The following is a 23,241-nucleotide window of genomic DNA, read 5'->3' on the forward strand; positions in this document are numbered from 1 at the left end:
AAAACACAAACGAGTTGATCGTTTCGTTTACGCGATTCTAGACTTTATTTTGGTGTGATGGTTTCTAAGGAGATAATGTTTCTTCTTGGTGAGGTTCATAGAGGAGTATAAGCTATAGTTAAAAAAGACACTTACTAGTACATCACTCCTTCATCGTCAACTAGATTTGTGTGAGCTGATTCAGTACTAACCTCATGAGTTCTAACCAGTGGAACCTCTTATTATCACAGTTTGAACAAAAGGTTTGTCAGCGCTTTCATTATGTCACATTATTCTTCAAACTCTATAACACTATATTTACTTCATTTACTATTATTTTTACATCTTAACTATTGGGACTAGCTATTTACTAAAAATAAACCTGCTCCAATCGGAACAGGTTCTAACTCTCTATAAAAATAAATCCAAAATCTACTACGACCTCTCTCCTTGGTTCTCTCACTGAAAAATCAATGATAAGTAAAGGCTCATCTTCACCGGCGTGATTGATAAATTCATCTTTTTTTATCTCAAAATTTAGTAGATGATGATCAAATGTTATTTTTAACCTTCGCTCACCTTCCAAGATTATCCCATCATTAGCTTCTTCTATATTTAGTACAGGCGTGATGAAACGTTCTACAATGGAAGTTGGAACTTCACTGAACTGATATGAATCTATTAAGAGTAATTCTTGATTCTTATCTTTTTTCCAGATGAATGTTCTATTAAGTTTTTGTAGAGAATCTATCTCATAGGCTTTTGCCAAGTCCATTTCGATTTTATCTATATCATCTCTAATCGAAACATCTACATTTGTCGCATAGTGAGAGCTTCCTCCACTTTGAGTTTGCTCATTAATAATTGGAACTGAGTGCCCCTGTGAACCATTACATAAAAATGAATATCGCTCATCACCAAAATATCCATCACAATACATACCACTACCTAAATCTCTTAGGAATGTTTCCCCGTTTACTTGAAGGATAAAGTGGCCAATATCATTATGATTATGAGGCTCATTATTATGCCCCCCCTTACACGCAAACACGTATGGCGTATTTCTTGAGATAAACCATTGTGATTCCTCAAGATAATACGATTGATCTCTCCAAGGCTCACCATTCTCATTATGATCAAACCATAATAAATTTCTTAATGCTGGCGCCCATCTACTACAATGGTCCTCAGTATAGGAAGCTCTTAGCTCGCTCTCTGGAACCTCAACATCAGAGTAGAGTTTCTTCAGATAGTGACTTAACCCAAGAAAGACCGTCCCTTTTTGAGTAGAATCACTAAAGTTAACTACTTGATTCTTATGAAGGAAACACTTTTGTTGAAAAAGGGCAATTTGATGAACCTTTCTAGATTGAAATAAATTAATAGAGCCTTCTGTTTTTCTGTATAATAAATCTGCAAAATACGTGTAATAACCAAACCCATACTGCCAATATCCGTAGCCTTCCGTACAAGCACCATCATCCTTGAACCCCGCTAAGTAACAATCCATTGACTTAATTACACGTTCTAATATAATAGAAAGACTCTCTTTATCCTCAATCAGATTTAGCGCAGCTGAACCGATTGATCCCGCGCAAACAGATGCCCAATTATGTGTGGCTGTTTCCCACTCAAAAGGTGACTGATTATAATAAGGTTTCAACACTCTTCGAAAGACTTCATCAACCATTCTTTTCTGAATAAGGGGATCCAGCATATTCTCTGTTAATTTATAAATCTCACTTAGTGTGAAGGCAGTTTCAGCAGCAAATAAATCTATCGTATACTCTTGTTGAATATGTTCGCCCTGAAGGCTTGAGTGCTCTATATAAGTATCCATTTCAGCACTATATTTTATGTGAGCAGATAAACACCATGTATACTCATTGCAGATAGACCAGATTATATTCTGTAACTCTGTTAAAAAAATGGATGAATCAGGCTCTAGTAAAGCCATAATTGCATATGTGTTCAATCTTCTTCTTTTAGCAAAATAAACCGTTTCGTATTCTAAACGTGACCCGGCATCCCGATATAGTACAAACGTTGAAAATGGGATCTCTTCTAAGGGTTCTCTTAGCAATCTATTAGCCTCTATCCTTATTTCCTCTAATAATGGCTGAAAGGTGGGTTCTTTATTAATTGGTGTGAACCAATTATCTTGCTCTTCTTTGGTTGAAAATAAAAGCGAGTGAGTATGATTGTTTAATAATTTTCTAATATCATCAGCTTGGATATCCAAAAAGAAAACACCTCGATGTGATCAAATAGTTTTATATATCACTTCTACAGGTCTACCATTCTTAAAGCAAATCGTGATTTTATCATCGGAAACCGTCACATTGGGAACCTCTTTCCAACTACTGTTCTTACCAATTGGTTCTCCGTAAACAGCACTTACAAGTAAGCTATTTCCAGGATTGATTCTCGTTTTTATCGTTGGAATGACAGTTCGTGAGTTTAGTATATTTGTGTTTGAATGAGGAAATATAAGCTCTGCCTTTCCATTCCCATATATGCTTCTAATCCCGCTAGATCCTGTTCCCATTACTGCTAAGCATTCGTCCTCACCCTGAATTTGTTCAAGAACTCCACTTACGTTTTTACCATCAACTCCTAAGGCAAATCCTCCATCAGCAGTATCCAATAGTCTACTTGATTGTATAGAGTGAATGCGAATATGCCATGGTGTACCTGGTATAAGCCATGTTTTTATTTCAACATCATGCCATGGCTTCCATCTTGTAAAAATATAGTCCTCCTTGACAGAGTATTCCTCACTATACCGTTTTACACGATAAATATTATCTCCTTCGCTTAGCGCCAACATTGAGTCAAACGCTCCTTGTCCAAGGCCCCATTCAGCTCGTGGCACACTAAATCCGAAGACATTTGAATAGACAAACTTCTCGTATTTTGCAGGCGTATGAGTATGCTCATTTGTAGTCAAGTGTCCAGAGTTAAAGGCAAGAATATGATTATTCGCTTCCTCTCTACATAGTATTAAATGCGGTTCCTTTTGAAGCTTCTTGCCCGATAGCTTTGGTAAAGGTTCCTCTTCGGCCTTCCAAAATGGGTGTACATTATCAAATGCTAATGGCAAAAATGTCTTCAATGCCCAGTATGGCGAACCAGGAGAATTATAGTTTTCTGCCATCACAAGATTAGGATAAGCATAACCAATCGTCAAAATTCCATTGTGATTTAGGATAGACTGTTCAAACCACCATCTTAGATTTCGAAGGATGAGTCCTTTCATCACACCTAATGAAAATGGTTTAATACCTGCAAACACGGCCGCACTCCAAAAGGCAGCTTGTGAAAATCGATATGTAAGACTTCTCCCATATGGAAGTGAGGAGCCATCCTCTGAAAACCAATAAATAAATTCTTTCGCGAAAATCTCTGCTCTTTGTTTATATTGTTCAGAACGCTTGGGATCTTCCTTTTCCATAACTTTTGCATAAATGAGTCCATAGAAATGAATTGCGAACGGTACATAGTAATCACTATGACCATCATATCCATCAGAATACCAACCATTGTCTAGATAAAATTGATCTATTCGATCCAGATTTTCGGCTACTTTGCCTTGATCATATGGTAGTCTCACATTTTTTAAGCCTAAATTCACAAGAACCGGAAAGAACAGCCAATTACAGTCCCACACTTTAACTCTATTAATCTGATTTAGCCAATTGCTAAAATGTTGTTTTTCTTCTTCACTTAGAGGCTCCCAAACTTTTTCCGGAATCAGAAGAAGTGCTAAGCCAAAGGCAGCCATTTCAACCGCTTTCTGATCATAGTCACCTATTTCTCCCCAATATTCAGCATGATGGGGATTAGTCCCATTCTTAATTCCTTCAAGATACACCTCCCACATCTCATCGTCCTCATCTGTGCCAGCAAGAAACGGAGCCAATCCCCACAAAATTCGTGAAAAGCCCTCAAACTCAGCCACTGAATCGGGGTACGCTGCGCTCGTGTTCCCTAATTTCAACCGAGCACAGCCTTTACTATAATAAGGCTTTAAGGACGCGCATAATTGTTTGAACAAATTACTAAAGTCATCCCTTGTTTTTAATGGATTGGATGTAGCTGGTGAATGATTGCTAATCATATGGATTCACTTCCTATTCATCATTAACCTACCAAAACAATTCTTTGTCACCTTTTAATGTTGCAAGACCTTCTACAAAATAGTAATCACCATAAATAAGTGGGACATTAATATTTTTACCTTCTGGAAAATGACTCGTTCCACTTAGAATCATGCCATCCTGATTCTCATTATCCCAATCACCATAGTTTTCGTATAAAGATTTAAGGATTTTAGTACCAGCAATCTTATAGATTTTTGATTCGGTTTGGGTAACCTGATTAGCTAATAAGAGTAAACCACATGCTGCAATTGCACCTGCAGAGGAATCTCTATATTTTGTAATGTCATCTGGTAGTCTAAAATCCCAATGTGGTACATAATCTTCTGGTAAATTTACGATAAAATGATGGGAAACTCTTTTTGCTGCTTGGAGATATTTATCTTCATTCGTATGTTTGAATAGTAAGGCTAATCCATATAATGCCCATCCTGCCCCTCTGGACCAGGCCGAATCTGGTGCAAATCCTTGACCACCGATGGCCTCAACTCGTTCACCTGTTTCAGAATCAAACCTAATAATATGATGGACAGAGCCGTCTTCACGGATAAAATTCTCTAATACAGTTTGCCCATGCTTCTTAGCAGCATGACGATACCTAGGATCTCCGGTCACTTCTGTTGCCCAAAATAAAAGAGGTAAATTCATTAAGCAATCTATGATCGCCCAACCTGAATTGTCTTCCCCTTCCGCCCAAGGGTTCCATGCTCTAATATAGTTTCCTTGTGAGTTGAATCTCCCTAATAGTAAATTTGCGACTAAAAGGGCACGTCTCTTTGAATCCTCTTCACCTAACAGCTTATATCTTGCAACACTTGTTAGTGTCCACATAAAACCCATATCGTGGTCAAGCTTATAATAATCTGTGATCACATGATCCAATTTCTCTTCACATTGTTCAGCGATTGTCTTTAAAGATTCATCTTTTGTATCACGGTATATTAACCATAGTAAACCAGGCCAAAATCCGGCAGTCCACCAATATGGTTTTTCTAACTGATAGGTACCATTGACACTGGCATGTGGAAAGTTGGCCCCTATTTTTTTACTCGTTCTCAATACCTTCGCATTCACTTTTGACCAGGCTTCATTTACCCATTGTAAATCACTCATCTTCTCACCTTTTTCTTTTAGAATAATCACATTAGCCAACCCTTTCTCCTCTAAATTCAATTGGGGTGACGCCTACGTAGCTTTTAAATACTTTGATAAAGTAACTTTGATTGTCATATCCTAATCGTTCGCATATTTTCCCAACCGGATCGATGGTTTGTTCTAGCAATTCTTTTGCACGATTCATTTTTGCCTTTGTCACATATTCAACAAATGTTTCTCCAACTTCTTTTTTAAATAAACGGCTGAAATAACTAGAATTCAAGTAGAGTTGGTTCGCTACCTCGTCAAGTGTGATTTTCTTTTCCAGATTGATAGAGACATATTTACAAGCCTCAATCACTTCCTTACGACGTGATTGTGTTCCCATTTCTATCAGTTCAGAAAGTAGAGATTCAAAGTACTTATTTAACCAACATCTCAGCTCGTCTAAAGAATCAATCCCCAATATTTCCTCATGGAGAACTTCATCAGAATAATTAGTACCAAAAAACTGAAGTGCCTTTAATTTAACCTTTAAATCTAGTAAGAGCTTTAACACCCAATCCTTAACATGTTCTGATGAGTAGCCTCTTTCTTTAAATAAATCAGTCCAATTTGTTAAAATAGGAGTCACATTTTTCAAATCTCTCTCAATGATTAATTGTCTAATTTCCACTGATACCTGGTCATATAAAGAGAATAACCCTTCAGTCACCTTTGACTCAGGTTTCTTCTTCTCAATTGAAGACTTTTCCATATAGAAGCGTTGGTTTGTACTTTGTAATAAATGATCTAGTTCTACCCTAAATGATTTCTGTGAATCGAAAACGTCACCAATGATAAATGAAAGTGAAATATTCAACGTGTTTAAAATAACTTTTTGAATTTTTCTCATACAATCAGTGGCTGCTCCATAGCAATCTGATTTAAGGTTTGAGCTATACGGGAATAGAATGAAAGATTCCTTGATCGAATGAGTCATATGAACTGAATGATTATTATACTCCCTAAGGACTTCACCAATCACATTCTGAATTGAAAATACCAATGTATCTTCAGAAATAAAAGAATCCTTTGCCGAACGAGAATTTTGCATAAAGCATAGTGTAGGAATATAAGCCCTACTCCTTAACTCTATCCCCAATGATGCTGCTTCTTCATACCAGTCATCTTCATCATAGATTGGCTGATAAATGGTCTTTCTCAAGAAATCTCGTTTCATTGATTCTCTATTTTGTTCAACGATATGTCTCAACCTAAATTCTTGCACTTTCTTTTCATTCTCTTTATCTAGATTGTCTTTTACCTTTATTAATACAGCAGTTAAGTCTTCTGGGTTAAGGGTATCTTTTAATAAATAATCTTGTACATTAAGCTGTAATGCCTGTCTAGCATACTCAAATTCATTGTGACAGGTTAGCATACTCACTTGTATAGTTGGATTTATTTCTCTCATCCTTCTCGTTAATTCGATCCCATTCATCTTTGGCATTCCTATATCTGTTATTAATATATCTGGCATTTCTATTAAGGCATGCTCAAGTGCGCTAGCTCCATTTTCATGAGTACTTTGAAGCTTCAAGCCTAATTGTTCCCACTTAATTGTTTCAGATAATAATTCTAATACTGGATAATCATCATCAACTAGCATCACTTTATACATTAGGTCTTTTCCCCCCTCTAGAAATATACATACTAACCTTTGTCCCACTACCCTCATTACTATGTACTTCCATGTTAAATGCTTCACCAAATGTCATTCGCATTCTTTCATATACATTAGAAACTCCAAGACTTGAGAAACCCTTTTTGTTTTTACCATCCAGCAAATCGGTTTTAATGGTTAGATTTTTTCTAAGAACACCTAATACTTCTTGATTCATTCCTTGACCATTATCTTCAACAATGATGACAAAATCATTGTTGTTCACATATGCTTCGAGCGAAATGATCCCTGCACTCTGATTTAAACCATGTATCATTGAATTTTCAATAATCGGCTGTAAAATAAAACGTGGAATGATTTCACAATATGCAGCTCGAGATACATTGACTTCTAATTGAACCTTTTCCTTTTGTCGCATATTCATTAATTTCACAAAATCTTTGACAATGTCCACTTCTTCTTGAAATGAAATCATTCCTTTATCCTTGTCAATTGTCATACGTAATAGTTTTGATAAAGAACTAATCATTTCAGCGCTCTCATAATCACCCTTTCTCATTACCTTCATTCGAATAGAATTGAGTACATTGAAAAGAAAATGCGGATTAATTTGTGCTTGTAACATCGCAAACTCTGCTTTACGTTTTCTTGCCTGTGTGTCCGTAATTTCTTTAATCATTTCATTTATTCGATCAAGCATTTGATCAAATGAGTTCGATAGTCTTCCTATTTCATCTTTACTTCTAATATTTGTTCGAACTTCCAGATTCCCCCCCTGTACGGTTGTTGCTACATTCCCCAAGTGAACTAACGGCCTTGTAATCGTTTGCATTATAGATGTTAGCAGTAAGAAAAATAAAATGAATGAGATCACTTGCGCAAAGAAAACTCTGTCAAAGATTGAGTTGATTTTGCTAATCGCTTGTTTATACGGAACAATTGAAATTAATTTCCAACCTGTGTATGGAATAGAGTGTTCTGCGTAGAGATAATTTTCGTTTGATATATCAATGATGTTTGAAAAGCCTTCATTTTGGACTTGTTCTAAGTAGGGGAAAGAATGGCCGATTTGGTCATCTTCTCTATGCGAAATAATATGATTAGAACCGTCAATTAACAACATTTCTCTGTTACCTGGAATACTTTCGAAAGCTTGTTTTATTTTATTCTCCATAATCGTCACAATCACATAACCATATATCTTTAAATTAGAGTCTCGAAGTGTTCGTGCAACAGAAATCTGATAGGGATTAAGTGTTTGTTCAGACTTAAAAACAGTTGGTTGACTACCAATCCAAATGGTTTCATATCCATATACACCATCTAATTCTTTAAACCATGATTCCTGAAATAGCTGCTCAGGCTGATAGTCATCAATCGGATAGTTTGTGTAGTGTTTTCCATTTTTAAGAAGAATCGTTACATATGATTTTTCACCGAGCAAGGTAATATTTTCAATTGTTTTTGCTACCTTGCTATATTCCATATACTCCTGATATTGCTCATTTGGGATCGTAATCTTATCTTGATTGAGGTCTATATTTGCGTTTTTCTTTAGGATCGTACTAATCTCTGAATCAAGTTGAATGTAATTTGCTGCATATAGCATATCTTCAAATAGTTTTGATACATATTCTCCAGCCAATTTTAACTCTCGATCTGCATTTGATATCGCTTGTTCTTTCATCGCATCTTTCGTTAAATAGCTATTTATAAATAAAGTAAGTATAGCGGGAATGACGATGCATATAACAGATGTCAAAATCACTTTAAAACGAAAAGAGTGGGGTGTCAGCTTTTGCTGTATCCAATTCCACATAACCAACCTCCTTTAGCTAGATATACCTAAAGTTAAAAGTGATAACGAAGAATTTCTAGGTTTACCTTATACTACCATCCCTTTACTGTTTGCCGATAGTATAAAAAAAGAAGGGGGCACAGAAATTAGGCCCCTACATTTATATTCATTTATCTTTTATTGATTACTATCAATGATTTCTTGAACACGTTTTTGAGTCGCTGTAATCGTAGCATCAATATCCTGCTTGCCTAAGATTAATTTCTCATACTCATCATTTATAACCTTATATAGCTCAGATTGATATGCTACAGGTGGAATAATCTTAGATGACTTTGCTGATTTTAATACATTTACTAGTGATTCCTTATCTACTTTTTCTGGGCTTACCGTTCCTGCAAGAATTCCATCAATAATTGAACCTAAATCATCTTCACTCACACCATTCCATGAAGGAATATTCTTCCCTTGAACAATTTGGCCTTCAGAGGTGTACCAGCGAATAAATGTATATGCAGCTTCCTTTTGTTCTGAGTTCGCAGCTACAGACATGAAGTCAGTTGTCACAGGCGTATATCCACCTTCTGCCCCCTCTTCATTCTTTGGATATGGAGCTACAGCTACATCAAACTCAAGTGGAAATTGATCTGTGCCTCCTAATTCTGTATTCATCCAGCTTCCGATTAAAACCATGCTTGCATCTTGACCAAAAAATTGGTTGCGATAGTGAAGCTTCTGAGAAATAATATCTGTATAAGGTACTGCTGACTGATCTGTTTTTTCCATTTGAACACGCATTTCTAACGTTTTACGGAATAGTGGGCTTTCAATATTTGATGTTCCATCCGCTTTCACGAATTCAGTATTATCTTCTTCACTGGCTAGAGCAAGTTTCATAAATTCCATCCAACCACCACCCTGTGGGCCATGGAAGTATGTTCCATAATGATCATCCGTCTTTAATGCTTTTGCATATTCCATATACTCATCCCAAGTCCAGTCAGTTGGAACTTCTAGACCAGCCGCGTCTAGGTGACTTTTGTTAAGAAGTACATACCAAGGATTGAACTTTCCTGGAAGTGCATAATAGTTATCATCTATTTTTGTATCTACTTTGTATTCATCTGTTAACGTATATCCATCTTTTTCGATAAACTCATCGATTGGAGCGACCATTCCTAAAGCGACACGTTGGGCGTAACTAGCAGGATCACTAAACATTAATACATCTAATTGTTCTCCAGATGCAGCGGCCAAATCTAATTTTTGAATCGCTTCTTGTGTATCACCCTTCTCACTTAAGATGACTAAATCCACATCAATCTTTGGATACTCATCTTCAAAAGCTGCAATCGTTTCTTGCCAGTTATAACTAGCTTCATTTCCATGTGTATGAAACTTTATCGTTACTGCCTCATCCGTTTTCTCTGTCTCATCATTTGTCCCTGAAGTGCTCTCCCCACCGCCAGTACATCCAACTAAACCACCAAGTAAAATTGTTGATGCAAAAATCGTTGATAACATCTTTTTCTTCATGTTACTTCCCCCTTTTAATGATCAAATAAAAAACTATGAAAACCCTTACACCAAAATTATAGCAAAGGCTCTTCCTAATGAAATGGAAATAATTTTACTACTATTATAAATTATTTGACATTCATCTCCACGTTTTCGTTATCCCTTCACCCCACCAAGAGCGATTCCATCAATTACTTGTTTTTGGCCGATCACAAATATAATGAGTAAAGGCAGAATAGCTGAAACGGCTGCTGCCATGATAAGAGAGTAAAATTCTCCATTTATGGTTGTGAATTTCTGCATCGCTAATTGAATCGTGTAAAGTGAGTCTGTACGTAAGAAAATGAGCGGGTTTTGGTAATCATTCCATGTCCAAATAAATCTCAATATCGCATAAGTAGCAATGGCTGGCCGTACGATTGGTAAGGCAATAAACCAAAAGATTCTCCAATGACCCGCACCATCAATTTTCGCCGCTTCAATATATTCATTATGAATCCCCATGAAAAACTGTCTGAGCATAAATGTACCTAAGACACTAAAGCTACCTAAAAGCACAAGCCCTAAATGACTATCAAATAAACCGATATTACGATAAAGAATAAATTGTGGCACTAAACTTGCTTGTGGTGGAACCATATACGTTGCTAAGACAATAATAAACAACCATTTACCTGCTGGGAAGTTAACCTTTGAAAATCCATATGCGGCCATCGCTGATACAGTACATGAAACGACAGTCGTTGCGACCGCGACCTTTATCGAGTTCCAATAATAAATATAGAATGGAAATTGCCCAAACCACACTTCCTTAAAATTATTGATTCCATTCCATCTTTCAGGAATCCATTGAATTGGAAAAGTAAATACATCTGCTTCGATTTTGAATGAGGTTGATAGCATCCATGCAAATGGTAGTAAAAACAAAAGACTTACGAAAAAAACAAGTATCGTAATGATGATTTTTGATAGGTTGATTTGCTGTAACATTCCTATTCCTCCCCTCAATAATTAACCCATTTCTTTTGGCCGATCCATTGGAATATCGTAATTAAAAAGACAATTAAAAATAAGATGACCGCCATTGCTGATGAATACCCAATATCTAAGTTTACAAAAGCTGTATCATACAAGTGCCAGACAAGTACACTTGTGGAATGTAATGGACCACCTTTTGTCAAAACAGCAATCAAGTCAAATACCTTAAAAGTAGCAATAATTCCTGTTATAAGTAAGAAAAATGATGTCGGAGATACCATTGGGAATGTAATTTTACGAAATCTCTGCCATGAATTTGCTCCATCCATCTCTGCCGCTTCATATAGCTCCCTTGGAATGGATTGAAGACCTGCGATGTAAATAATGAGATTAAATCCTACAGAAATCCAAACCTGTATTAACATAACTGATATCAAAGCAAAGTTTGGATCAGCAATCCATAATGGAGGATTTTCAATTCCAAGTGACATCAATGTTTGATTAATTGGTCCAGCCGAAGGGTGAAACAAAACCTGCCAAACAACTGCGATTGCAACAACACTAGAAATGTAAGGCATAAAAAATGCGACTTTAAAGTAACTTTTCATGTAAACGCTTTTATCTATCACAACAGCTAATACTAATGATATCGCCATACAAATGGGGACTGTGAAAAGAAAGATTCCATTGTTTAAGAGCGATTTCGTAAACACTTTATCTCCAAATAATCCCTTAAAATTTTCAAAGCCTATCCATTTTAACTGATCGATATTCTGTATAAACTTCCAATCGGCAAAGCTTAAAATAAATGTTGCAAAGATTGGTATCAAAACTAAGATTGAAACTCCAATTAACATGGGAGCGACAAATAAAAAACCCGCTAAATTCTCACTTCTTTGAAGTGATGATGTTTTTTTCCTTACACGTCTTACCTTTGAGGAAGTGGATATTTCAATCTTCGTACTCATAGGCTAGCTCCTCTCTCTTCATTTATAAATCTATTATAAAAAATAAAGATGCCCAACCCTTAACGCTATTTTGATGTAAATCGAAATTTTTTTTACCTATTTACAAGAAAAGCGGAAGGCGCCCGCTTATCGGCGACAGGCATAAGACGAATCACTCAGAAAATCATGAGTTCAAACCTTTATAGTTCCTAAACATCAAAAAAGACAGGTAATAGACGACTATCATCTATTACTCTGTCTTTTAAAATTAGTTTAAGATAATTTTGAGTTCATTTGATGATTGGATTGAAATTGTTACCCCCTCTGGTCCACTCGTCCACTGACCACTTGAAGTAGATTGAATAGAATCTTCTCCATGTAGTAGGATAGAAAATGGCTGATTATTCATATCAGCAACAACAGAAATCTCCTTACCCTGACGCTCGATTGTAATTAGACTAACTTGTTCACCATTCACATCATAGATTGGCGTAGAAACTTTCTTTCCATCTTGTAATGCATATACATGAAAACATACATCTTTTGTATAATCATAGTCAGGTCGATCAGTTATTGCACCTCTTGGTAAAACAGTGTTCTGTTTTACAAAAAGTGGTAGACTGAAATAATCATATTTTTCTTTTCTCCATGTTCCACCTTCAACAATTTCTCCTGAAAGAAGATGTGTCCATGTTCCATTTGGTAAGTAATAGGATCCAATTCCTTCTTCATTAAAAATTGGTGATACCAGAATAGACTCTCCAAGCATGTATTGTCTATCCAAGGATTCGCAAAGTGTATCCTCAGGAAATTCTAGTAGCATTGAACGCATAACAGGAATACCTGTTTGACTATTTTCAACAGCCGTTCTATAGAGATAAGGCATTAAGCTATTCTTTAACTCAACAAATTGTCTTGCAACATCCACTGCTTCTTCATCAAATTGCCATGGCACGCGGTATGATGAACTACCATGGAATCGACTATGACTTGATAATAAACCAAATGCTGTCCATCTCTTAAACACATCTGGCGTAGCAGTGTTTTCAAACCCACCAATATCATGACTCCAATAACCAAACCCAGACATTGTTAATGATAGTCCACCACGTAAGCTTTCAGCCATTGCTTCAAATGTTGAATCACAGTCCCCACCCCAATGAACAGGGAATTTCTGACCACCAGTAGTTGCCGAACGAGCAAATACAATTGCCTCTTTTTCACCTTTTTCTTCTTTAAGCAGGTTGTAGACTACCTCATTATATTTATAGGCATAATAGTTATGCATTTTAAATGGATCAGACCCATCATAATAAACCACATCTGTTGGAATACGTTCACCAAAGTCAGTTTTAAATGAATCAACACCCATATCTAGAAGAACTTTTAACTTCTCAGCATACCACTCACAAGCCTTTGGATTACTGAAGTCAACAATTCCCATTCCCGCTTGCCAAAGATCCCATTGCCACACATCACCATTGGCACGTTTTATTAGAAATCCTTGCTCTGCCGCCTCATCAAACAGCTTCGACTTTTGAGCAATGTATGGATTAATCCAGACACAAATCTTTAAGCCTTTATCCTTTAGTCTTTTAAGCATTGACTGTGGATCAGGAAAATTCCTCTCATCCCATACAAAGTTGCTCCATTCAAATTCCTTCATCCAAAAACAATCAAAGTGAAAGACACTTAGAGGAATGCCACGTTCAGCCATACCATCGACAAAGTGATTAACCGTTTCTTCATTGTAATCTGTAGTGAAGGATGTTGATAACCATAGCCCAAATGACCATGCTGGTGGAAGTGCTGGCTTACCAGTTAAGTCTGTGTAACGACTAACTACTTCCTTCGGTGTTGGTCCATTAATCAGGTAGTAATCTAAATACTCTCCTTCTACACTAAATTGTGATTTTGAAACGACTTCTGACCCTAATTCATAACTTACCATTTCTGGATGGTTCACAAAAATACCATATCCACGATTACTTAAATAAAATGGGATATTTTTATACGATTGCTCTGAGCTTGTTCCTCCATCCTCATTCCAAACATCGACCGTTTGGCCATTTTTAACATAAGGAGTAAAACGCTCACCTAGCCCGTATAATTGCTCACCAACCTTTAAGCTATGCTGACCTCTCATATAGGTCTTATTTTCAGGACCAGTAATCCAAGCTAATCCTTTCCCATCTATGATTGTTAATGTTGAAGAACCGTCTATAAGCTCAATTCGAAACGGCTGTTTACTAATCTTAGCAGTTAATGTACCACTAGAAAAAATCAATTCCTTTTCATTTTCTTCCAGTTGATAGCTCGTTTGATTATGACTAACCTCAAAGTTAGGATATCTCTTTGCTCCACCTTTATAATGCCAAGTTTGCACACGAATCACATTTTCTACAGGTGAAGTTAATTTAATCGTTAAAAGAGGTCCATCAAGTGTATCTCCTCTGTGATTAATGTGTTTGCAAGGGGCATATAGAATAACACCCTCATCATCCTTTTCTATGTCATGAATTTCTTTTGGAAAATTAATTGTATATCCTTCTTTAACAAGCCAGTTTCCACTTGTAAATTTCATCTATGTTCCACTCCCTTAAAATAGTAATCTTAGTTTGCTAGAATCATAACTCCTCTACCTTCAATTGTTGTTATGCCGTTAAACGATTCTCCACTAATTAGCTCATTTCTCTGTTCGCTCAATTCGAAGGTAGCTGACTCTGCATTATGATTCATAACAAATAAAAAGGTTTTTCCTTCTTTCACACGCTCTGTAACCTCAATGCCTCTGTCGGCAGCCCTCACAAGAGAATGAATCCCCTTCTCTTCACAAAGATTTGCTAACAACCCATGAAGAAATTGTTGATCAGGACTCGACGCGACATAATAAGCTTCACCAGCACCAAATTTATTTTTCGTTAACACTGGCATTCCTTGATAAAAATCAGATCCATAAGTAGCAAGTACCTCTGCTCCCTCAGAATGAATCAGGTCAAAGAGAATGTTACACTCATAGTCCCCTTTTAGGTTCCCCCAGTCTTCTTTCATAACAATTTGATTGGTTTCCTTTGGATCAAGCGCATCAATTTCCTCTGCCCAAATTCCTAACAATTCTCTTAATTCACCAGGATAGCCACCTAATGTAACTAAATCATTCTCATTGACAACCCCACTGAAGAAGGTCGTAATGAATGTACCGCCATTTTTAACAAAGGTTTCAAGTTTATTTGCATAACCACCTTTAACCATATATAAAACTGGTGCAATCACAATATCGTACTTACTTAGATCCTCATCTACACCAATCATGTCCACCTGAATATGCTGATGGTATAAGGCTTCATAGTATTTATGAACTTCTTTTACATAATCTAATGCAATCGAAGGTCCACTAGATAAATCGATTGCCCAGCGATTCTCCCAGTCAAAAACGATTGCAACTCTAGCATTCATCCTTGCACCAATTATTTGATCGGATAATTGATGAAGCTCTTTTCCTAGCTGAGCACTTTCTCTAAAAACTCGTGTATGCTCATGGCCGACATGTTCTATGACTGCACCATGATACTTTTCTGTTGCTCCTACCGATCTTCGCAATTGGAAAAACATAACCGTGTCTGCTCCATGAGCGACTGCTTGATAGCTCCATAGCCTCATGACACCTGGTCGCTTAAGAGAATTATAGGCTTGCCAGTTTTGTTGACTTGGGGTCTGCTCCATGAGCATAAATGGTTTGCCGCTCTTTAAGCCTCTCATTAGGTCATGTGTCATGGACGTTAGACTCACAGGCGTATCAATAGACGGATAATTATCCCAAGAGACGATATCCATCTCATCAGCCCATTTAAAATAATCTAATTCTGGATATAATCCCATAAGGTTCGTAGTGATTGGAATAGTAGGGGTATGTTTACGGATCGCATCTCTTTCAAGCATATAACATTCTAAAATTCGTTCAGACTGATATCGTCTATAGTCTAAAGAAATTCCTTGAAAATTCGTATTTCGTCCACCTTGCCATTCTTCACTTAATCCATTTGGAGGTACGATCTCTTCCCAGTCCAAAAATGTATGTCCCCAGAAGCGTGTATTCCATGCTTTATTCACAGCGTCTAACGTTACATATCGATCCTTAAGCCACTCGATAAATCCTTTAGCGCAATTTTCACAATAGCAGTACCCACCGTATTCATTGGATATATGCCAAATAAGTACTGCAGGATGATTTTTATACCGCTCTGCTAGTATTTCTGAAATCTTTTTAGCATATTTCCGATAGGTTGGGCTACTTGGACAAGAATTGTGTCTTCCACCGAATTGCCTCTTTCTTCCTTCAAAATCAACTCTTCTTATATCTGGATATTTCTTCGCCATCCACGCAGGGTGTGCTGCTGTACTTGTAGCTAAACAAACATAAACACCATTTTTGTAGAGACGATCGATCGTTTCATCTAACCATGTAAACTCATATGTATCTTCATTTGGCTGATTGAGTGCCCACGAAAATACGTTAATTGTAGCTACATCAATACCTGCCAACTTAAACATTCGATGATCTTCATTCCACGTTTCTTCATCCCATTGTTCAGGATTATAGTCACCACCATACCAAATTTTCGGTAGTTGATCGTTGATCATATAATCATCCCCTTGCTCCTGAGTCTTTTATTATCATCGTTTAGTAGTTTTAGAATGCTTTCATATAGAATGTTGCTTTGAAAGCCGCCGGCTGAATACACTCCGCGTCCGGCGGGTGACCAGTGAGCCTCCTCGTCGCTACTGCTCCTGTGGGGTCTCACTTTGGCCACTGGTCCCGCTGGAGTCTACGTGTATTCAGCCTGCTTGTAATTTACCGTTTTAATGTTTTATGTCTAAATCAACAAACTTGAGAAAACAGTCTAGTTTTAAATAAAACCTTCCATTCTATGACAATCTTAAATGTAGCCTGATTCCTAAATGAGGAACCAGGCTGACCTTATTCATTCATGTAAGTTAGTTCGTTCCCCATAATTCCATTTTATCTTTTGTTAATTTAGTCATCTCTTCATTTGCCTTCTCAATATTCATTTCTTCTAATTCTTTTAACATAGAATTCCATAATTTATCGAAATCAGCAGGTTTACTTAATACAGCTTGAGTAATTCTTTGAGTAACTAAATCATCCGCCTTTTGTTGAATGATTTGTAAGTCACTACCTGGTGGGACAGAATAGTTTGAAGCAGAACCATGCTTAGAAACTCCTAGTTCCTCTGAAGCTGGGAATGCCTCAATCCAGTTTTCCATACCATATTCTTTCAATACTTCTTTTTCTGCTACATTAAAGTTTGCAATAATATCTTGCTCTGTATCTGGAGAAATTGATTGACCATTTGAATCTACCGCACCGTTACCCCATTGTGGGAATGGATAGATATAATACCCTACACCCGTTTCCTTGCCATAATCAGGATCTGTTAGCTTTCGTTGTCTATCATCTTCTTGTACCACACGTTTACCATCAACAATATCGTAATTTTCTCCTTCAATACCCCAGTTAACTAGAATTTGTGCTTCTTCTGAAGCCATCCAGTCTAAGAATTCAAACGCTCTTTCCGGATGTTCACTTGTCGAAGAGATTGCAATTCCCCATCCACCAGCAAATCCATAATCTTTTAAACCAGGTGATTTGTACTCTGGTCCTAATGTTACTGGAAGTGGTGCATATGTTTTCCACTCTTTCCCTTCAGATACAAGTGCCTTATCTGCATCAGCAATATCCCAATCTTGGTCAGCAATTCCTAACACACGACCAGATGATAATTTAGCGATATATGTGTCATAAGTATGAGTAAATGATTCTGGATCTAGTAATCCTTTATCATTCATCCCATTTAACCATTTAAAGTACTCTTTAATTTCAGGCTTTAAGAACTTATAAGTTGCTTCTCCTGTCTCATCATTTATCGCCCATTGGCCATCATCTGGAATCCCTGCAGCAAATCCAGCAGGGTTACCCACTGTAATTAACCATCTCCAATCACTGCCTAATAGTGAAAGTCCTAAGGTTTTTTGCCCATCAACCTCTGGGTATTTTTCTTTATATTTAGTGATAGCGTCTTCAAAATCTTCTAGCGTTTTAATTTCTGGGTAGCCTAACTCTTTTAAGACATCAAGTTGAACTTGGAAAGTCCCACTAGTAGCCCAATACGCATTTTGCACTCCATAAGTACCAACTGTATAAATACTAGGATCATCAAGTGATGTACGTAGTCGATCTAGTTGGTCACCATACATCGCTTTTAAATTTTCTCCCTTTTCTTCAATTAAATCATCTAACTTGATAACACCGCCGGCTTGAATTAGCTTCCCAATATCACCTTTAGCATAAATCATATCCGGATAATCACCACTAGCGATCATCAGTGGAATTGTTTCATCATTTCCACCAACAGGATAATCTAACTCTAAAGTAACTCCTGTTGCTTCTGTAATTTTCTTCGCGACCGGATCATCAAATGTCTTCTCTTCCCCATCAGCGCTATAGAATGTTAGTGTTAATGGTTCGGTAGAAGATGATTCCCCAGAGTTCTCAGATGAATCTTTAGAGGATTTATCTGTACAACCAGCCATAATCACCGTTATGGTGAATAACAAAGATAACGTTAAGAATGATAATTTCTTTTTCATATTTGACCCTCCTGCAAGTTATTTTTTTATATTAATTTTCATTAATACCAAAGTTAGCTTTTAACAGCACCTAAAGTTAAACCAGATACAAAGTATTTTTGTAGAAATGGATAGACTAGCAAGATAGGAACTGTTGCAATAATTGTGATTGCCATTTTAATAGATTGCGGATTTGTTTGATTTGCGATCACTTGACCATTTTGACTTGTAATATCTCCTGCAGAGATGTTCGTCGTATCCAATATCTTCATCAATTCATACTGTAATGTTGTTAGATTCTCATTTGCTCTTGCATATAAATACGTATCAAACCAGCTATTCCATTGACCTACCGCCAGAAAAAGCGCTACTGTTGCAATAACCGGTAAGCAAAGCGGAACAATTATTTTGGAGAATATTGTAAAATCGTTTGCTCCATCAATCTTTGCTGATTCTTCTAATGCTTTTGGTATATTATCCATAAAGGAACGAATGATAATGACGTTAAAGGCAGATAGTAGCATTGGTAAAATATAAACCCAGAAATTATTAATTAAGCCCAGATTTCTAATTAACATGTATTCAGGTATTAAACCCCCACTAATAAACATGGTCAAAATGAGCATCAGTCCGACTATCTTATTAAATACAAAGTCTTTGCGACTTAATGTATAAGCAAGCATCGTACTAGCGATTAAACCTGTAACCGTACCAACAACTGTACGGAGAATTGACATTAAAAATGCTTGGAGTAGTCGATCATTACTACCAAAAATTTGCGTATAGTTTGCAAAGGTGAAATCTCGCGGCCATATGTGAATCCCACCCTTTGCTGTGTCAACTGCATTATTTAGTGAGATGGCCAATATGTTTAGAAATGGATACAAAGTAATCACTAGCACGAACAGCATAAACAATACGAGTGCCATATCAAACAATGTCCATTTTTTTAACTTGTTTTTCATGTTTCTTCTCCTTCCCTACTTCCTTAATCCATCAACGGTTAGAATACTCGTCCCTCACCTATTTTTTTAGCAAATTGGTTACATATTAAGATGAGAATGATACTTATGACCGATTTAAAAATACCGATAGCGGTACCGAATGAATAACGGAACATTCCGATTCCATAATCAAGTGCATATAAATCGATAACTAGTGCTTTCTCAGCAACAATATTATTTCCGAGTAGCATTTGTTTTTCAAAACCAATATTAATCAAATTACCAATACTTAAAATTAACAAGATAATGATTACTGGTCTGATACTTGGTAGTGTAATGTGCCACATTTGTTTAAATCTATTAGCACCATCAACCTTTGCAGCCTCATACAATTGTTGATCAACACCTGCCATTGCAGCTAAGTAAATAATGGCATTCCAGCCTGTTTCTTTCCAAACATCTGAAATCGTAACAATCCCCCAAAATAGATCAGGATCTGACATAAACCCAATCGGTTTATCTATAAACCCAATTCCCATTAGTAAATTATTTACGATACCTTCTTGTGATAGCATGGTGATGACGATATTTGCACAGATAACCCAAGAGACAAAGTGCGGTAAATAAGAAACTGTTTGTGTAAACTTCTTTAGATGTAACAGCCTTAATTCATTTAAGAGTAAAGCAAAGATAATGGCCGAAACTGTCCCAAAGATAATACCAAGAATCCCCATACCGAGAGTGTTCTCCAATGCTCGATAAAACATCGGTTCATTAAAGAGATCTTTAAAGTGTTTAAGTCCCACCCATTCTTGATCAAGTAATCCGTTCTGTGGTTTATAGTCCTGAAATGCCATGACCCAACCACCGATAGGGATATATTTAAATATAATTAACCAGATAACAAATGGGAATGACATTAGAATTAGTGCTTTTTGTTTCTTTGCTTTTTTCCAAATATTCTCTTTTGGTAGTTTAGGAGGTTTTGATAAATCTCCTTTAACAAGAGAACTACCTGGCATCAATGGTGAGCTTGCATGACCACTAGCCTCTCTCAATTGTTTGCTCATATTAATCTCTCCTTACGTGTTAGAAAAAGACTAAGAATGACTTTTTATCCTTGTCTCATTGCTTAACTTAATCTTATACGAAATCGCTTACATTAAATACGCATTAAACTAGACTAAAAATCATGTCATAATTAGATAAAGAATATCCGTAAAATGGAGTGGCACAAATTACTTCTTATACAAATTGAAGAAAAAGTACAATGAGGCTGTCCCAAAAGCTTAAGTGCCAGGCACTTGCGGGACAACCTCATTTTTGTTACTATTTTCAATTCGCTTATTTATTTAATAGCTCTATCATTTCCTGGACTCGCTGCTTTTCAATGATAAAGTCTGCAGACTGATCAATAAAGACCGCATAGTGCCTATCATTATAAGGGACAAACTCTACGATGATTTCCTTTGTATCATTGTTTGCTAGATTTAATGTATACGTAATCGTGGACTCAGCCTGTTTATATTGAGCATCCAAAACCTCACCTGTTACACTTAATCCAGCAATGCTTTTATATAAATCTCTAAACTCTTTATCTTCTATTAATTGATCATTTAGTTGAAATTCTAAATTTTGTTTACTCTCACTAGAAGTTTGCATATTTTTCTGTTTGATCACCATCACTATCTCGTCCTCAGGTGTGTTAACTTTTACCTTACTTAGAACGTCTAATGCCAAAATTTTCACAAATTGATCAACGATATCAAAAGCTTGAAAGCTATATGGCTCTAAAACTTTTTTACTGATTGTAAAAACCTTATTATCACTCTTCATTTTGGCAAAATAACTATGATCATCTACTAGTTTACCAATCAAAATGGTATCCTGTTTCGAATCTGTAGCAATTGTAATAGAATGATTAACATCAGTTAAACCATATTGATGATCACCCTCCACATGTTCCCCAATCACTTCCTCAAATTCTAATTTATCAATTCCATATAACATATCCGCCATTTTATTATATTTAACGCTATATACCCCTTTATACGGTTGATGCATAAACCACCCAGATAAATTCGTACGAACTTCTTCCTCTAAATAAGAAGAACTAGGTAATAATTCAATCGTTTGTTTCCCGTTATCAATCGTTATATGTTTGACGGTATCTGATTTAATATCTGTAATCGCATTATTCGTAAGATCATGACTTTCTAGTGGAAGCTGTTCAATCATTTCTATTGGAACTTGATAAATCACCTTATTAGTTGCTAATGAAACATAATAAAACCTTTTATCTTGACTCAAGCTTCCAATATAAACGTTTTCGAGAGCACCTGTTTCATCTATCAGCTCCAATGTTATAAAGGGCGATTTTAAACCAGTATCGTCTTCAGAAACCTCGTTAACCTTCATTCCTTGCAAAGATAAAATATTTACAATCGTATTATCCACTTTTACCCGATCTTGTTCTCGTTCTAAATCAACACCATCCCAAGCCCCAGTGTCTCTCTTAATAAGAGAAACCTTATCATCTTCATGAAAAACATGAATTTCTTTCAGTGTTTTGGCATTCGAAATTAAATTCTCAACTGTCATTGTTTCTGATGCAATTAATTGGTCTTCTTCCGATGTAGCTTTTTGTGCACCACTATTCGAGAAAAAGAAAAACAATCCTATCACTAATGAAATCGTAATAATTATACTAACTAACATGTTTCGTTTATTCATGTTATTACCCCTTACCTAATTAAGTATGTCTACTTTCAGACATTTCATGTTCCATGCGAAGTAAAGGACCTTGTAAGTTAAACATAATGAAAAAACAAACTAAACTTACTGCAAACAATGAACTAACGCTTGGAAAATGATAAAATATAAATCCAAATGAAACTAAACTTGTCATATTAAACAATGTCGTTTTAAAATATTTAAAATTTGAATAAATAGAGATAATGAATAGGTTTTTAATTTTCACTTCGAATCTAGTTATAATTGGAAATGCATAAATCATCACCAATATAGAGACAAAAAGCAAGATCAAAAAGATTGGAGAGGCTGCGTTTAGATATCGAATCGCATAATAATAATCAATCACTAGAATAAACATAATCGTTAATTGAATAAGCCAATATTTCATTGAAATTCGAAAGTTCTGTTTGTATGCTCTCCAATAATCGATTGTAGGGCTTATCTCTCGCTCTCTAATAAACTTCCCCATCGAACTTAATACTGCCGATATCGCTGGCCCTGCTGGTATTAATGTTAAATAAAAGAGCAAAATATTCTCGAAGGTAAAATCAGCGAGAAAGTAGATTACGATAAACATCGTATTACATATCAAAAAATTAATATTGATTAATAAGAACGCATACATATACTTCATTACTACATAAATGGGTCGTTCCGTAATTAGCTTTGACATACAACATACCTCTTTAGATTCGTAACATACAAAGGAAAAATACCCAACCACTTACTTAGTGGTGGTGATGGAATCCCCTTT

15 protein-coding genes are annotated in these 23,241 nt (G+C 36.2%); all 15 read right to left on the minus strand.

What is annotated here, in order from left to right:
• Positions 1-382 precede the first annotated feature (382 nt).
• The gene (locus tag BLQ56_RS03090; RefSeq protein WP_090849769.1) at positions 383-2,221 is read right to left on the minus strand and encodes a heparinase II/III domain-containing protein; all 1,839 of its coding nucleotides are present in this window, start codon (positions 2,219-2,221) and stop codon (positions 383-385) included.
• A 21-nt stretch (positions 2,222-2,242) separates the two neighbouring features.
• A complete protein-coding gene (locus tag BLQ56_RS03095) occupies positions 2,243-4,099 on the minus strand; it encodes a DUF2264 domain-containing protein (protein WP_090849771.1) in 1,857 nt (618 codons plus the stop codon).
• 28 nt (positions 4,100-4,127) lie between these two features.
• A complete protein-coding gene (locus BLQ56_RS03100) occupies positions 4,128-5,252 on the minus strand; it encodes a glycoside hydrolase family 88 protein (protein WP_090850115.1) in 1,125 nt (374 codons plus the stop codon).
• Between the two features lie 31 nt (positions 5,253-5,283).
• Positions 5,284-6,897: a response regulator transcription factor gene (locus BLQ56_RS03105; RefSeq protein WP_175490171.1), complete on the minus strand. Its 1,614-nt coding sequence runs from the start codon at positions 6,895-6,897 to the stop codon at positions 5,284-5,286.
• Positions 6,890-8,719 carry a sensor histidine kinase gene (locus BLQ56_RS03110; protein ID WP_090849775.1) on the minus strand — a complete coding sequence of 610 codons (1,830 nt, stop codon included), beginning with the start codon at positions 8,717-8,719 and terminating at the stop codon, positions 6,890-6,892. Before BLQ56_RS03110 ends, BLQ56_RS03105 begins: the two co-directional genes overlap by 8 nt.
• 156 nt (positions 8,720-8,875) lie before the next feature.
• The gene (locus BLQ56_RS03115; RefSeq protein ID WP_090849776.1) at positions 8,876-10,234 is read right to left on the minus strand and encodes an extracellular solute-binding protein; all 1,359 of its coding nucleotides are present in this window, start codon (positions 10,232-10,234) and stop codon (positions 8,876-8,878) included.
• Between the two features lie 138 nt (positions 10,235-10,372).
• Entirely contained in the window at positions 10,373-11,206 is an 834-nt protein-coding gene (locus BLQ56_RS03120) for a carbohydrate ABC transporter permease (RefSeq protein ID WP_090849778.1), read from the minus strand.
• Between the two features lie 14 nt (positions 11,207-11,220).
• Positions 11,221-12,162, minus strand: a complete 942-nt coding sequence (locus tag BLQ56_RS03125) for a carbohydrate ABC transporter permease (protein WP_090849780.1) — start codon at positions 12,160-12,162, stop codon at positions 11,221-11,223.
• Between the two features lie 247 nt (positions 12,163-12,409).
• Entirely contained in the window at positions 12,410-14,725 is a 2,316-nt protein-coding gene (gene yicI, locus BLQ56_RS03130; protein ID WP_090849782.1) for an alpha-xylosidase, read from the minus strand.
• Positions 14,726-14,754: 29 nt separating this feature from the next.
• Positions 14,755-16,782 carry a beta-galactosidase gene (locus tag BLQ56_RS03135; RefSeq protein ID WP_090849784.1) on the minus strand — a complete coding sequence of 676 codons (2,028 nt, stop codon included), beginning with the start codon at positions 16,780-16,782 and terminating at the stop codon, positions 14,755-14,757.
• 354 nt (positions 16,783-17,136) lie between these two features.
• Positions 17,137-18,810 carry an ABC transporter substrate-binding protein gene (locus tag BLQ56_RS03140; protein ID WP_090849786.1) on the minus strand — a complete coding sequence of 558 codons (1,674 nt, stop codon included), beginning with the start codon at positions 18,808-18,810 and terminating at the stop codon, positions 17,137-17,139.
• A 53-nt stretch (positions 18,811-18,863) separates the two neighbouring features.
• On the minus strand, positions 18,864-19,754 hold the full coding sequence (locus BLQ56_RS03145) for a carbohydrate ABC transporter permease (protein WP_090849788.1): 891 nt from the start codon (positions 19,752-19,754) through the stop codon (positions 18,864-18,866).
• Between the two features lie 38 nt (positions 19,755-19,792).
• Positions 19,793-20,803 (minus strand): ABC transporter permease, encoded by a 1,011-nt coding sequence (locus BLQ56_RS03150; RefSeq protein WP_090849790.1) that lies wholly within the window; start codon positions 20,801-20,803, stop codon positions 19,793-19,795.
• Between the two features lie 274 nt (positions 20,804-21,077).
• Positions 21,078-22,466, minus strand: coding sequence for a DUF4340 domain-containing protein (locus tag BLQ56_RS03155; RefSeq protein WP_090849792.1), 1,389 nt, complete (start codon positions 22,464-22,466; stop codon positions 21,078-21,080).
• A 19-nt stretch (positions 22,467-22,485) separates the two neighbouring features.
• The gene (locus BLQ56_RS03160) at positions 22,486-23,160 is read right to left on the minus strand and encodes a YesL family protein (RefSeq protein ID WP_090849794.1); all 675 of its coding nucleotides are present in this window, start codon (positions 23,158-23,160) and stop codon (positions 22,486-22,488) included.
• Positions 23,161-23,241 lie beyond the last annotated feature (81 nt).

Origin of the sequence: Litchfieldia salsa (assembly GCF_900104555.1) — a bacterium.
GTDB classification, from domain to species: domain Bacteria; phylum Bacillota; class Bacilli; order Bacillales; family Bacillaceae_L; genus Litchfieldia; species Litchfieldia salsa.

Excerpts from the sequence above, each read along its gene's own strand:
- BLQ56_RS03135 (WP_090849784.1), bottom strand. The coding sequence starts at position 16,782 with ATGATCAACGATCAACTACCGAAAATTTGGTATGGTGGTGACTATAAT.
- BLQ56_RS03140 (WP_090849786.1), bottom strand. The coding sequence starts at position 18,810 with ATGAAAAAGAAATTATCATTCTTAACGTTATCTTTGTTATTCACCATA.
- BLQ56_RS03115 (WP_090849776.1), bottom strand. The coding sequence starts at position 10,234 with ATGAAGAAAAAGATGTTATCAACGATTTTTGCATCAACAATTTTACTT.
- BLQ56_RS03120 (WP_090849778.1), bottom strand. The coding sequence starts at position 11,206 with ATGTTACAGCAAATCAACCTATCAAAAATCATCATTACGATACTTGTT.
- BLQ56_RS03160 (WP_090849794.1), bottom strand. The coding sequence starts at position 23,160 with ATGTCAAAGCTAATTACGGAACGACCCATTTATGTAGTAATGAAGTAT.
- BLQ56_RS03095 (WP_090849771.1), bottom strand. The coding sequence starts at position 4,099 with ATGATTAGCAATCATTCACCAGCTACATCCAATCCATTAAAAACAAGG.
- BLQ56_RS03125 (WP_090849780.1), bottom strand. The coding sequence starts at position 12,162 with ATGAGTACGAAGATTGAAATATCCACTTCCTCAAAGGTAAGACGTGTA.
- BLQ56_RS03110 (WP_090849775.1), bottom strand. The coding sequence starts at position 8,719 with ATGTGGAATTGGATACAGCAAAAGCTGACACCCCACTCTTTTCGTTTT.
- BLQ56_RS03150 (WP_090849790.1), bottom strand. The coding sequence starts at position 20,803 with ATGAGCAAACAATTGAGAGAGGCTAGTGGTCATGCAAGCTCACCATTG.
- BLQ56_RS03145 (WP_090849788.1), bottom strand. The coding sequence starts at position 19,754 with ATGAAAAACAAGTTAAAAAAATGGACATTGTTTGATATGGCACTCGTA.
- BLQ56_RS03100 (WP_090850115.1), bottom strand. The coding sequence starts at position 5,252 with ATGAGTGATTTACAATGGGTAAATGAAGCCTGGTCAAAAGTGAATGCG.
- yicI (WP_090849782.1), bottom strand. The coding sequence starts at position 14,725 with ATGAAATTTACAAGTGGAAACTGGCTTGTTAAAGAAGGATATACAATT.
- BLQ56_RS03105 (WP_175490171.1), bottom strand. The coding sequence starts at position 6,897 with ATGTATAAAGTGATGCTAGTTGATGATGATTATCCAGTATTAGAATTA.
- BLQ56_RS03155 (WP_090849792.1), bottom strand. The coding sequence starts at position 22,466 with ATGAATAAACGAAACATGTTAGTTAGTATAATTATTACGATTTCATTA.